Annotated in this window: 10 protein-coding genes; 7 read left to right on the top strand and 3 right to left on the bottom strand. The window is 52.4% G+C overall.

The features are described from left to right. Positions 1-265: 265 nt before the first annotated feature. The gene (orn, locus tag HEM79_RS12320; RefSeq protein ID WP_001295188.1) at positions 266-811 is read right to left on the bottom strand and encodes an oligoribonuclease; all 546 of its coding nucleotides are present in this window, start codon (positions 809-811) and stop codon (positions 266-268) included. A 94-nt stretch (positions 812-905) separates the two neighbouring features. Between orn and rsgA the strand changes: the two genes are divergently transcribed. The 3 genes from rsgA to mscM all read left to right on the top strand — a co-directional run bounded on the left by rsgA (position 906) and on the right by mscM (position 6,368). Continuing rightward, positions 906-1,958 carry a small ribosomal subunit biogenesis GTPase RsgA gene (rsgA, locus tag HEM79_RS12315; protein ID WP_176241570.1) on the top strand — a complete coding sequence of 351 codons (1,053 nt, stop codon included), beginning with the start codon at positions 906-908 and terminating at the stop codon, positions 1,956-1,958. A gap of 96 nt (positions 1,959-2,054) precedes the next feature. After that, positions 2,055-3,023 (top strand): archaetidylserine decarboxylase, encoded by a 969-nt coding sequence (gene asd / locus HEM79_RS12310; protein ID WP_176241569.1) that lies wholly within the window; start codon positions 2,055-2,057, stop codon positions 3,021-3,023. Positions 3,024-3,044: 21 nt separating this feature from the next. Beyond that, positions 3,045-6,368, top strand: a complete 3,324-nt coding sequence (mscM, locus tag HEM79_RS12305; RefSeq protein ID WP_105286334.1) for a miniconductance mechanosensitive channel MscM — start codon at positions 3,045-3,047, stop codon at positions 6,366-6,368. Between the two features lie 149 nt (positions 6,369-6,517). On the opposite strand, the gene yjeM is transcribed toward mscM, so the two are convergent. Next, positions 6,518-8,020 carry a glutamate/gamma-aminobutyrate family transporter YjeM gene (gene yjeM, locus HEM79_RS12300; RefSeq protein WP_176241568.1) on the bottom strand — a complete coding sequence of 501 codons (1,503 nt, stop codon included), beginning with the start codon at positions 8,018-8,020 and terminating at the stop codon, positions 6,518-6,520. Between the two features lie 217 nt (positions 8,021-8,237). Continuing rightward, a complete protein-coding gene (gene epmA / locus HEM79_RS12295; protein WP_000004775.1) occupies positions 8,238-9,215 on the bottom strand; it encodes an elongation factor P--(R)-beta-lysine ligase in 978 nt (325 codons plus the stop codon). Positions 9,216-9,539: 324 nt separating this feature from the next. On the opposite strand from epmA, the gene frdA reads away from it, so the two are divergent. From frdA to frdD, 4 genes are read left to right on the top strand one after another with little or no spacing between them, the layout of a single operon-like run. Then, positions 9,540-11,348: a fumarate reductase (quinol) flavoprotein subunit gene (gene frdA, locus HEM79_RS12290; protein ID WP_001192969.1), complete on the top strand. Its 1,809-nt coding sequence runs from the start codon at positions 9,540-9,542 to the stop codon at positions 11,346-11,348. Beyond that, entirely contained in the window at positions 11,341-12,075 is a 735-nt protein-coding gene (gene frdB / locus HEM79_RS12285) for a fumarate reductase iron-sulfur protein (RefSeq protein ID WP_000829498.1), read from the top strand. The genes frdA and frdB overlap by 8 nt, the downstream gene beginning before the upstream one ends. A 10-nt stretch (positions 12,076-12,085) precedes the next feature. Beyond that, positions 12,086-12,481: a fumarate reductase subunit FrdC gene (gene frdC, locus HEM79_RS12280; RefSeq protein ID WP_000208763.1), complete on the top strand. Its 396-nt coding sequence runs from the start codon at positions 12,086-12,088 to the stop codon at positions 12,479-12,481. Positions 12,482-12,491: 10 nt separating this feature from the next. Further along, on the top strand, positions 12,492-12,851 hold the full coding sequence (frdD, locus tag HEM79_RS12275; protein ID WP_001299198.1) for a fumarate reductase subunit FrdD: 360 nt from the start codon (positions 12,492-12,494) through the stop codon (positions 12,849-12,851). Positions 12,852-12,854 lie beyond the last annotated feature (3 nt).

The raw sequence follows: 12,854 nt of genomic DNA, 5'->3' as shown, positions 1-12,854 counted from the left end.
AACTCGCGACCCCGACCTTGGCAAGGTCGTGCTCTACCAACTGAGCTATTCCCGCGTACTACTTAATTTTTGCTTTCGTAATTTCGCATTTCTGCGTCGTTACGGGAGGCGCATTATACGAGAAATCTTTCCCTCTGCAACCCCCCTAAAAATTTTTTTTTGAGTTTTTATCTCAAGTGCTGAAATTATCAGCAAGACGTTCAATTTAGCGCCAAACCTACGCCGCCGCAAGTGGAATCCGGCGGTTACGTGACCAGGAAAAATTTTACAGCTTGATAAAATGCTCGCGATAGTAAGCCAGCTCCGCCACCGATTCACGGATATCATCCATCGCCTGATGCGTTCCCTGCTTGGTAAAACCATCAAGAATTTCCGGCTTCCAGCGGCGCGCCAGCTCTTTCAGGGTGCTGACATCAAGATAACGGTAGTGGAAGTAGGCTTCCAGCTCCGGCATGTATTTAAACAGGAAGCGACGATCCTGGCCGATGCTGTTACCGCAAATCGGCGATTTTCCCGCAGGCACCCACTGTTTTAAAAATTCGAGCGTCGCCAGTTCGGCTTCCCGATCGCCCATTGTGCTCGCTTTCACGCGCTCCACCAGCCCGCTGGCGGTATGGGTACGGACATTCCAGTCATCCATCAGCGCCAGCTGTTCATCGGACTGATGTACTGCAATGGTCGGCCCTTCTGCCAGAATATTCAGGTTGGCATCGGTCACCAGCGTGGCAATCTCAATAATGCGATCGCGCTCGGGATCCAGACCGGTCATCTCAAGATCGATCCAAATCAGGTTGTTTTCATTGGCACTCATGCTATTTTCCACCCATTCACAGTGACTATATTGATCCACAATTGCGTGTATCATAGATGTTTTGCCCATCAGGGGCGACCAGGAGTCTGTACGATTGAGTAAAAATAAACTCTCCAAAGGGCAGCAGCGCCGTGTGAACGCCAATCACCAGCGTCGTCTTAAAACGTCTAAGGAGAAGCCCGACTACGACGACAATCTGTTTGGCGAGCCTGATGAAGGTATCGTCATCAGCCGTTTTGGTATGCACGCTGATGTGGAATCCGCAGACGGCGAAGTTCACCGCTGCAATATTCGCCGTACCATCCGTTCGCTGGTAACCGGCGATCGCGTGGTCTGGCGTCCGGGTAAACCAGCAGCAGAAGGCATAAATGTCAAAGGGATCGTGGAAGCGGTGCATGAGCGCACCTCGGTGTTGACGCGCCCGGATTTCTACGACGGCGTGAAACCTATTGCCGCCAACATCGACCAGATTGTCATTGTCTCCGCTATTTTGCCGGAGCTGTCGCTCAATATTATCGACCGTTACCTGGTGGCCTGCGAAACCTTGCAGATTGAACCGATTATCGTGCTCAACAAGATAGACCTGCTGGACGACGAAGGCATGGCATTCGTCAACGAGCAGATGGATATCTATCGCAACATCGGTTATCGCGTATTGATGGTTTCCAGTCATACTCAGGATGGGCTTAAACCACTGGAAGAGGCGTTGACCGGGCGCATCAGCATTTTTGCCGGGCAGTCCGGCGTCGGCAAATCCAGTCTGCTTAACGCGCTGCTGGGGCTGCAAAAAGAGATCCTGACCAACGATGTCTCGGACAACTCCGGTCTCGGTCAGCACACCACCACTGCTGCCCGGCTGTATCACTTTCCGCACGGTGGCGATGTCATTGATTCCCCTGGGGTGCGAGAATTTGGCCTCTGGCATCTGGCACCGGAACAAATCACTCAAGGCTTTGTCGAATTTCATGATTACTTAGGCCTGTGTAAATATCGCGATTGCAAACACGATACCGATCCGGGCTGCGCAATCCGTGAAGCGGTTGATGAGGGGAAAATCGCGGAAACTCGTTTCGAAAACTATCACCGTATTCTGGAAAGCATGGCGCAGGTAAAAACGCGTAAAAACTTTTCTGATACGGATGACTGACAATTAAGCTAACCGTCGTTAGAATCGTCCCCTTTTTTTCAGGATCCGGCATGAACGCCGGATCAGGAACGACAAAACAATGGCCTGGAGGCTACCTTGTTAAATTCATTTAAACTTTCGCTACAGTACATTCTGCCAAAACTATGGCTTACTCGCCTGGCGGGTTGGGGCGCAAGCAAGCGGGCAGGATGGCTGACAAAACTGGTTATCGATCTGTTCGTTAAATACTACAAGGTCGACATGCAAGAGGCACAAAAGCCGGACACCGCCAGTTACCGCACCTTTAACGAATTTTTTGTCCGTCCGTTGCGTGACGAAGTACGCCCAATCGATACCGATCCAAATGTTCTGGTCATGCCTGCCGATGGCGTTATCAGCCAGTCAGGTAAAATCGAAGAAGATAAAATCCTGCAAGCGAAAGGCCACAACTACAGTCTCGAAGCCCTGCTGGCAGGTAACTATCTGATGGCGGATCTTTTCCGCAACGGTACGTTTGTGACCACTTACCTCTCCCCGCGTGACTACCACCGCGTACATATGCCGTGCAACGGTATCCTGCGTGAGATGATCTACGTGCCGGGCGATCTCTTCTCCGTTAACCATCTCACCGCCCAGAACGTGCCGAATCTGTTTGCCCGTAACGAACGCGTAATCTGCCTGTTCGATACCGAATTTGGCCCGATGGCGCAGATTCTGGTCGGGGCGACGATTGTTGGCAGCATTGAAACGGTCTGGGCGGGCACCATTACGCCGCCGCGCGAAGGCATCATCAAACGCTGGACCTGGCCTGCCGGGGAAAACGACGGTTCGGTGGCACTGCTGAAAGGTCAGGAAATGGGGCGCTTTAAACTCGGCTCTACCGTTATCAACCTGTTTGCACCGGGTAAAGTGAATCTGGTTGAGCAACTGGCAAGCCTTTCTGTCACTAAGATTGGTCAGCCACTGGCAGTATCTACCGAACCCTTTGTGACGCCAGAAGCTGAACCTGCCCCGCTTCCTGCTGAAGAGATCGAGGCAGAACACGACGCCAGCCCATTGGTTGACGACAACAAAGACCAGGTCTAATCCATCAAAGGAAACGCTGACGTGCGCCTGATTATCACTTTTCTGATGGCCTGGTGCCTCAGTTGGGGGGCGTACGCCGCGACGGCCCCCGATAGCAAACAAATCACCCAGGAACTGGAGCAGGCAAAAGCGGCGAAGCCCGCGCAGCCAGAAGTCGTAGAGGCGCTCCAGTCCGCCTTAAATGCGCTTGAGGAGCAAAAAGGCTCCCTTGAGCGCATCAAGCAATATCAGCAAGTTATCGATAATTACCCGAAACTCTCCGCTACTCTGCGCGCGCAGTTAAACAACGTGCGTGACGAGCCGCGCAGCGTGTCACCGGGAATGTCTACCGACGCGCTGAATCAGGAAATTCTCCAGGTCAGCAGCCAGTTGCTGGATAAAAGCCGTCAGGCTCAGCAAGAACAGGAGCGCGCCCGCGAGATTGCCGATTCGCTGAATCAACTGCCGCAACAGCAAACCGACGCCCGCCGCCAGTTGAATGAAATCGAGCGTCGTCTCGGGACACTTACGGGAAATAGTCCACTTAATCAGGCGCAAAATTTCGCGTTGCAGGCCGACTCCGCGCGTTTGAAGTCATTGGTCGATGAGCTCGAACTGGCACAACTTTCTGCCAATAACCGTCAGGAACTGGCGCGTCTGCGTTCGGCACTGGCAGAAAAAGAGAGTCAACAACTGGATGCGTATTTGCAGGCATTGCGTAACCAGTTGAATAGCCAACGCCAGCTTGAGGCTGAACGGGCACTCGAAAGCACTGAATTACTGGCAGAAAGCAGTGCCGATTTGCCGAAAGATATCGTCGCTCAGTTCAAAATTAACCGCGAACTGTCGGCGGCGTTGAATCAGCAGGCACAGCGGATGGATCTCGTTGCCTCGCAACAGCGTCAGGCTACCAGCCAGACGTTACAGGTTCGGCAGGCGCTGAATACACTACGCGAACAATCACAATGGCTGGGTTCGTCAAACCTGCTCGGCGAAGCACTGCGGGCGCAGGTGGCACGACTGCCGGAAATGCCCAAACCGCAGCAACTGGATACTGAAATGGCGCAGTTGCGCGTGCAACGGTTACGTTATGAGGATCTCCTCAATAAACAGCCGCTGCTACGGCAAATCCATCAGGCCGACGGTCAACCACTTACCGCCGAACAAAACCGTATTCTTGAAGCACAATTACGTACTCAGCGTGAGTTACTGAACTCCTTACTCCAGGGTGGCGACACGCTACTGCTTGAACTGACCAAGCTGAAAGTCTCCAACGGACAACTGGAAGATGCGCTGAAAGAGGTCAATGAAGCGACGCACCGCTATCTGTTCTGGACCTCTGACGTGCGCCCGATGACCATCGCCTGGCCGCTGGAGATCGCTCAGGATCTGCGCCGTCTGATCTCGCTGGACACCTTCAGCCAGTTAGGTAAAGCCACCATGATGATGCTGACCAGCAAAGAGACGATTTTGCCGCTGTTTGGCGCGTTGATTCTGGTCGGTTGTAGTATTTACTCGCGCCGCTATTTCACCCGTTTTCTTGAACGTTCGGCGGCGAAAGTCGGCAAAGTCACCCAGGATCACTTCTGGCTGACGTTGCGCACCCTTTTCTGGTCGATTCTCGTCGCGTCACCGTTGCCAGTGCTGTGGATGACGCTGGGTTACGGCTTGCGCGAGGCGTGGCCTTATCCGCTGGCGGTAGCGATTGGCGATGGCGTAACGGCCACCGTGCCGCTGCTGTGGGTAGTGATGATTTGTGCCACCTTTGCCCGCCCGAACGGCTTGTTTATCGCTCATTTTGGCTGGCCGCGCGAACGGGTTTCCCGTGGGATGCGCTACTATCTGATGAGCATCGGGCTTATTGTGCCGCTGATTATGGCGCTGATGATGTTCGATAATCTCGACGACCGCGAGTTTTCCGGTTCGCTGGGACGTCTTTGCTTTATCCTCATTTGCGGTGCACTGGCGGTAGTCACACTCAGCCTGAAAAAAGCCGGTATCCCGCTGTATCTCAACAAAGAAGGTAGCGGTGACAACATTGCCAACCATATGTTGTGGAACATGATGATTGGCGCACCGCTGGTCGCTATTCTCGCCGCAGCGGTGGGTTATCTGGCAACGGCGCAAGCTCTGCTGGCAAGGCTGGAAACATCGGTCGCCATCTGGTTCCTGTTGCTGGTGGTTTATCATGTTATCCGCCGCTGGATGCTGATCCAGCGACGCAGGCTGGCGTTTGACCGGGCGAAGCATCGCCGGGCAGAGATGTTAGCGCAACGTGCGCGTGGCGAAGAAGAAGCGCATCATCACAGTAGCCCGGAAGGGGCAATTGAAGTCGATGAAAGCGAAGTCGATCTTGATGCTATCAGCGCACAATCCTTACGGCTGGTGCGTTCAATCCTGATGCTGATAGCCCTGCTTTCGGTCATTGTGCTGTGGTCGGAAATCCATTCCGCTTTTGGCTTCCTCGAAAATATTTCGCTATGGGATGTCACATCCACAGTGCAGGGCGTGGAAAGTCTGGAACCGATTACCCTCGGTGCGGTGCTGATTGCCATTCTGGTGTTTATTATCACCACGCAGCTGGTGCGCAACCTGCCCGCGCTGCTGGAGCTGGCGATTTTGCAGCACCTCGATTTAACGCCGGGTACGGGCTACGCCATCACCACCATCACCAAATATCTGCTGATGCTGATTGGCGGGCTGGTCGGCTTCTCGATGATTGGTATTGAGTGGTCGAAATTGCAGTGGCTGGTCGCTGCGCTCGGTGTTGGTCTCGGCTTTGGTTTGCAGGAGATTTTCGCCAACTTTATCTCTGGCCTGATTATCCTGTTCGAAAAACCGATTCGCATTGGCGATACGGTGACAATTCGCGATCTCACCGGTAGCGTGACGAAAATTAACACCCGTGCCACCACCATCAGCGACTGGGACCGTAAAGAGATTATCGTGCCAAACAAGGCGTTTATTACTGAGCAGTTTATCAACTGGTCGCTCTCTGACTCAGTCACACGCGTGGTGTTGACGATTCCGGCTCCTGCCGATGCCAACAGTGAAGAAGTGACGGAGATCCTGCTAACCGCAGCACGCCGCTGTTCGCTGGTAATCGACAATCCGGCGCCGGAAGCCTTCCTGGTGGATCTGCAACAGGGGGTTCAGATTTTCGAGTTGCGTATTTACGCCGCTGAAATGGGACACCGGATGCCGCTGCGCCATGAGATCCACCAGTTGATTCTGGCAGGCTTCCACGCCCACGGTATTGATATGCCATTCCCGCCCTTCCAGATGCGTCTGGAAAGCCTGAACGGTAAACAAACGGGAAGAACATTAACTTCTGCGGGTAGACGTCGCCAGGCGGGAAGTTTGTAATGTGTGAAGCTGCCAAATGACGCCAACGTGGCTAATTTAGCAGCTTAGCATCATCTTCAGTTATCTCCGGCTCCGGAGAGTATCAGCCATAACGCATTTCTTCCTGACAACTCATCGCCGGACTGGCGATGAGTTGTCATTGCAGACAATCAATCTAAAGTTAACTCAGGCTGACTCGCCATGCGGCTGCAATAGTTCTGGTAAATCGCCATCGCTAACAGAGAGAAGAAGACAGGTCCGCCAATCATCCACAATGTGCTGTCCCAGTCTCCGGCCTCAACCACTGGCTGGATGATGGTGAAGACGTTCGCAAAAGTCACCACCAGTACGACAACCACCGTCGCGATCATTGCCGACATATGCGTTTTGAAAATCACAAACGGTCTGTCGAGATCCTGACGCGCTTTAAAGAACGGGAAAGCCAGCGCGAGGAACAGATACGGAATGGTCATGGAAACGTTCGCCATCAGCGTCAGCTTGTTAAAGAATGCCGATGCGGTGCCGCCGCCAAAGGAAACCAGCAGGATGAAGACAGTAACCAACCCACACTGCATCCACATGGCAATGGACGGCATCCCCATGGCGTTCAGGCGCGTCATCGGCTCCGGCCATAAGGCTTTCGGCGTTCCCTGGATGATTGCTTTCAGTGGTGAATAGCAGAGCGTAAAGAACGCACCGGTGTAAGCGAGGAACATGGAAAGTCCGGTAATACGCGCAAACCATATGCCCAGCGACAATGACGCTTCAGGTGATAAATGCAGCGCGTTACCCAGCGACATCCCCAGGCTCTTCATCAGCACATAGGTAATATTGCCGAGGTTAACAGAACCATTACTTAATACCTGCTGCCAGTTAGTGCTGACGCCCCATAAGAATATTGCCAACGAATAACCGATTGAAATAACAATAGCGGCAAAAACAATACCTTTAGCAAAGTTCTTTTCTGGGTTTTCCGTTTTATCTACCAGTCCACCTACAGCCTCAATTCCGCCATAAGCAAAAATGGCAAATACGACAAAAGATAACATCGCCAGTCCGGACTGATATCCCGGATTCGGTGATGCCAGGAAATTAATATCCTGCGCGAAATGCCCACCATTTAATAACAAAATAGTAATGCTTACTAACAGCAATACTAAATTAAGACACATTACTGCAATACCGCCCACCGCAGTAATACGGGCAATTTTATTAATCCCTTTCGAGGCAACGACGGTAACCAGAATCATCCATGCTACAGCCAGCAGCCCAACCACCTGCGTAGGCTCAAGCCCAGCAATGCGCCAGTGCTGGGTCATATCGCTACCATAGAGGAAAGTAGAAAACGGCACCCAGACTTTAGCGGAAGTACTCACCATCCAAATGATATAAGAGGAAAACCACATAAATGTGCCGATGAAAGCAAAACGTGGTTCAACGCTATTATTCATCCAGGAATAGATACCGCCTTCTTCTTTGCGATAGGCAGCCCCCATTTCAGCCATCATTAAGGCGAATGGAATAAAGAATAATAATGCAGAAAATATATACCACGGAATCGCACTATATCCCATTAAATAATAAGCCGAAGGGCTATTCGCAAAACCGAATACTGAAGTAAAGATCATCAGTATGAGTCCAATTAGACTCATCTTTTTTATCGTGTGAGGCATGAAATCATCCTTCATTTCAGCGCGCATATTAAACGCGCCAACTAACTGCACTACCCACCGATTGGTGGGCAACAATAAAACTAAAACAGAATTGATACCCGGATGATAGCAAACATCCAGTCTTAAATTGTGCGCTTTAGCGGAAAAATGAAAACATATGCTACAGAATGGCGCTGACTACGCCATTCTATGTTGATTTATAGCCAATTTTTCAGAATTATGCCCGGTCGACACTAAAGGCGATCACTTCTGCCAGTGTCTCCGCGCCCAGTGCTAACATCACCAGGCGGTCAACACCTAACGCCACGCCGGAACAGTCGGGCATACCAACTTCAAGAGCTTCGATCAGGTTATGGTCGATAGGATGCTGCGGTAAACCACGTGCCGCACGTTTACGGTTATCCTGTTCAAAACGTTGTTGCTGTTCACGGGCATCCGTCAATTCATGGAAACCATTCGCCAGCTCAATACCTTTGTAGTAGACCTCGAAGCGTTCTGCGACCCGATGATCCTCGGTACTGATTTGTGCCAGTGATGCCTGAGTGGCTGGAAAATGGTACACAAAAGTTGGTTTCTCTTTACCAATGTTCGGTTCCACGCCAAAGGTAAACAACAGTTGCAGCAGCGTGTCGCGGTCTTCTTCGGTATCTGCAACGTTGCTGAGATCCAGCTTTGCCGCCACTTCCCGCAACTGCGTTTTATCAGCAGAGAGCGGATCAATTTCCAGATAACGCAAGAAGGCTTGCTGATAAGAGAGGCTTTCTGCTGCCGGGCAGTCCAGCACCTGTTGCAGAAGATCGTCCACCTCGTTCATCAACCGGTACATATCATAGTGCGGTCGATACCACTCCAGCATCGTGAACTCAGGGTTATGATAACGCCCCATCTCTTCATTACGGAAGCTGCGACACAGCTGGAATACCGGACCACAACCGGCAACCAACAGGCGTTTCATGTGGTATTCCGGGCTGGTCATTAACCAGAGATTCATCCCCTGCGAATGCCCGGGGCCAACGAAACGTGTCTCAAACGGGACCAGATGAATATCGGTTACCGTCGCCTGGCTCATACAAGGCGTCTCCACCTCCAGCACTCCACGATCGGCAAAGAAACGACGGATCTCCGCCATAATCGCCGCGCGCTTTAATAAGTTAGGAATGGATGCGCTCGGCTGCCAGGATGCCGTTTCGCTCATAGTAAAATCTCCAGTTTTTAACAAGGGCACGAAGTCTACTCGCAACGCGACGGCGAGACAAATTTTACGCAGGAATCAATCAACGGTGGGCAGTGACTAAAAAAACCACAACATGATGCTTTAGTAATTAAATTAATCATCTTCAGTGATAATTTAGCCCCCTGGCACGCTAAAAAAATCGATCTCGTCAAATTTCAGACTTATCCATCAGACTATACTGTTGTACCTATAAAGGAGCAGTGGAATAGCGTTCGCAGACCGTAACTTTCAGATACTTACCCTGAAGTACGGTGCTGCGGGATAAAAACAATCTGGAGGAATGTCGTGCAAACCTTTCAAGCCGATCTTGCCATTGTAGGTGCCGGTGGCGCGGGATTACGTGCTGCAATTGCTGCCGCGCAGGCAAATCCAAATGCAAAAATCGCACTAATCTCAAAAGTATACCCGATGCGCAGCCATACCGTTGCCGCTGAAGGGGGCTCAGCCGCTGTCGCGCAGGATCATGACAGCTTCGAATATCACTTTCACGATACAGTAGCGGGTGGCGACTGGTTATGTGAGCAGGATGTTGTGGATTATTTCGTCCACCACTGCCCAACCGAAATGACCCAACTGGAACTGTGGGGATGCCCATGGAGCCGTCGCCCGGATGGTAGCGTCAACGTCCGTCGCTTCGGCGGCATGAAAATCGAGCGTACCTGGTTCGCCGCCGATAAGACCGGCTTCCATATGCTGCACACGCTGTTCCAGACTTCTCTGCAATTCCCGCAGATCCAGCGTTTTGACGAACACTTCGTGCTGGATATTCTGGTCGATGATGGTCATGTTCGCGGCCTTGTAGCCATGAACATGATGGAAGGTACGTTGGTGCAGATCCGCGCTAATGCAGTAGTTATGGCAACCGGCGGTGCGGGTCGCGTATATCGCTACAACACCAATGGTGGCATCGTAACTGGCGACGGTATGGGTATGGCACTGAGCCATGGCGTTCCGCTGCGTGATATGGAATTTGTTCAGTATCACCCGACCGGCCTGCCGGGTTCCGGTATCCTGATGACCGAAGGTTGCCGTGGTGAAGGCGGTATTCTGGTCAACAAAAACGGCTACCGTTATCTGCAAGACTACGGTATGGGCCCGGAAACGCCGCTGGGCGAGCCGAAAAACAAATACATGGAACTGGGTCCGCGTGACAAAGTTTCTCAGGCCTTCTGGCACGAATGGCGTAAAGGTAACACCATCTCCACGCCACGCGGCGATGTGGTTTATCTCGACCTGCGTCATCTGGGCGAGAAAAAACTGCACGAACGTCTGCCGTTCATCTGTGAACTGGCGAAAGCGTACGTTGGCGTCGATCCGGTTAAAGAACCGATTCCGGTACGTCCGACCGCGCACTACACCATGGGCGGTATCGAAACCGATCAAAACTGCGAAACCCGTATTAAAGGTCTGTTTGCCGTTGGCGAATGTTCCTCTGTTGGTCTGCACGGTGCAAACCGTCTGGGTTCCAACTCGCTGGCGGAACTGGTGGTCTTCGGTCGTCTGGCGGGTGAGCAAGCAATGGAACGCGCATCTACTGCTGGTAATGGCAACGATGCGGCAATCAATGCCCAGGTTGCTGGCGTTGAGCAGCGCCTGAAAGATCTGGTTAACCAGGATGGCGGCGAAAACTGGGCGAAGATCCGCGACGAAATGGGCCAGTCCATGGAAGAAGGTTGCGGTATCTACCGTACACCGGAACTGATGCAGAAAACCATCGACAAACTGGCGGAACTGCAAGAACGCTTCAAGCGCGTGCGTATCACCGACACCTCCAGCGTGTTCAACACCGACCTGCTCTACACCATTGAGCTGGGTCATGGGCTGAACGTTGCTGAATGTATGGCACACTCCGCGATGGCACGTAAAGAATCTCGCGGCGCGCACCAGCGTCTGGACGAAGGTTGCACCGAGCGTGACGACGTCAACTTCCTCAAACACACCCTCGCCTTCCGCGATGCTGATGGCACTACTCGCCTGGAGTACAGCGACGTGAAGATTACTACGCTGCCGCCAGCTAAACGCGTTTACGGTGGCGAAGCGGATGCAGCCGATAAGGCTGAAGCAGCCAATAAGAAGGAGAAGGCGAATGGCTGAGATGAAGAACCTGAAAATCGAGGTGGTGCGCTATAACCCGGAAGTCGATACCGCACCGCATAGCGCATTCTATGAAGTGCCTTATGACGCAACCACCTCATTACTGGATGCGCTGGGCTATATCAAAGACAACCTGGCACCAGACCTGAGCTACCGCTGGTCCTGCCGTATGGCGATTTGTGGTTCCTGCGGCATGATGGTTAACAACGTACCGAAACTGGCATGTAAAACCTTCCTGCGCGACTACACCGACGGTATGAAGGTTGAAGCGTTAGCTAACTTCCCGATCGAACGCGATCTGGTCGTCGATATGACCCACTTCATCGAAAGTCTGGAAGCGATCAAACCGTACATCATCGGCAACTCCCGCACTGCGGATCAGGGTACTAACATCCAGACCCCGGCGCAGATGGCGAAGTATCACCAGTTCTCCGGTTGCATCAACTGTGGTCTGTGCTACGCCGCGTGCCCGCAGTTTGGCCTGAACCCAGAGTTCATCGGTCCGGCTGCCATTACGCTGGCGCATCGTTATAACGAAGATAGCCGCGACCACGGTAAGAAGGAGCGTATGGCGCAGTTGAACAGCCAGAACGGCGTATGGAGCTGTACTTTCGTGGGCTACTGCTCCGAAGTCTGCCCGAAACACGTCGATCCGGCTGCGGCCATTCAGCAGGGCAAAGTAGAAAGTTCGAAAGACTTTCTTATCGCGACCCTGAAACCACGCTAAGGAGTGCAACATGACGACTAAACGTAAACCGTATGTACGGCCAATGACGTCCACCTGGTGGAAAAAATTGCCGTTTTATCGCTTTTACATGCTGCGCGAAGGCACGGCGGTTCCGGCTGTGTGGTTCAGCATTGAACTGATTTTCGGGCTGTTTGCCCTGAAAAATGGCCCGGAATCCTGGGCGGGATTCGTCGACTTTTTACAAAACCCGGTTATCGTGATCATTAACCTGATTACTCTGGCGGCAGCCCTTCTGCACACAAAAACCTGGTTTGAGCTGGCACCAAAAGCGGCCAATATCATTGTAAAAGACGAAAAAATGGGACCAGAGCCAATTATCAAAAGTCTCTGGGCGGTAACTGTGGTTGCCACCATCGTAATCCTGTTTGTTGCCCTGTACTGGTAAGGAGCCTGAGATGATTAATCCAAATCCAAAGCGTTCTGACGAACCGGTATTCTGGGGCCTCTTCGGGGCCGGTGGTATGTGGAGCGCAATCATTGCGCCGGTGATGATCCTGCTGGTTGGCATTCTGCTACCACTGGGGCTGTTTCCGGGTGATGCACTGAGCTATGAGCGCGTTCTGGCGTTCGCACAGAGCTTCATTGGTCGCGTATTCCTGTTCCTGATGATCGTCCTGCCGCTGTGGTGTGGTTTACACCGTATGCACCACGCGATGCACGATCTGAAAATCCACGTGCCTGCGGGCAAATGGGTTTTCTACGGTCTGGCTGCTATCCTGACAGTTGTCACGCTGATTGGTATCGTTACAATCTAACGT

The sequence above is a fragment of the Escherichia sp. 93.0816 genome (genome assembly GCF_013368855.2).
GTDB lineage: Bacteria > Pseudomonadota > Gammaproteobacteria > Enterobacterales > Enterobacteriaceae > Escherichia > Escherichia ruysiae.
This window is presented reverse-complemented; position numbering and strand designations above follow the sequence as displayed.

What these genes read in the sequence shown, in the direction of transcription:
- epmA (WP_000004775.1), bottom strand. Translation starts at nt 9,215, where the DNA reads ATGAGCGAAACGGCATCCTGGCAGCCGAGCGCATCCATTCCTAACTTA.
- frdD (WP_001299198.1), top strand. Translation starts at nt 12,492, where the DNA reads ATGATTAATCCAAATCCAAAGCGTTCTGACGAACCGGTATTCTGGGGC.
- orn (WP_001295188.1), bottom strand. Translation starts at nt 811, where the DNA reads ATGAGTGCCAATGAAAACAACCTGATTTGGATCGATCTTGAGATGACC.
- yjeM (WP_176241568.1), bottom strand. Translation starts at nt 8,020, where the DNA reads ATGCCTCACACGATAAAAAAGATGAGTCTAATTGGACTCATACTGATG.
- frdB (WP_000829498.1), top strand. Translation starts at nt 11,341, where the DNA reads ATGGCTGAGATGAAGAACCTGAAAATCGAGGTGGTGCGCTATAACCCG.
- frdC (WP_000208763.1), top strand. Translation starts at nt 12,086, where the DNA reads ATGACGACTAAACGTAAACCGTATGTACGGCCAATGACGTCCACCTGG.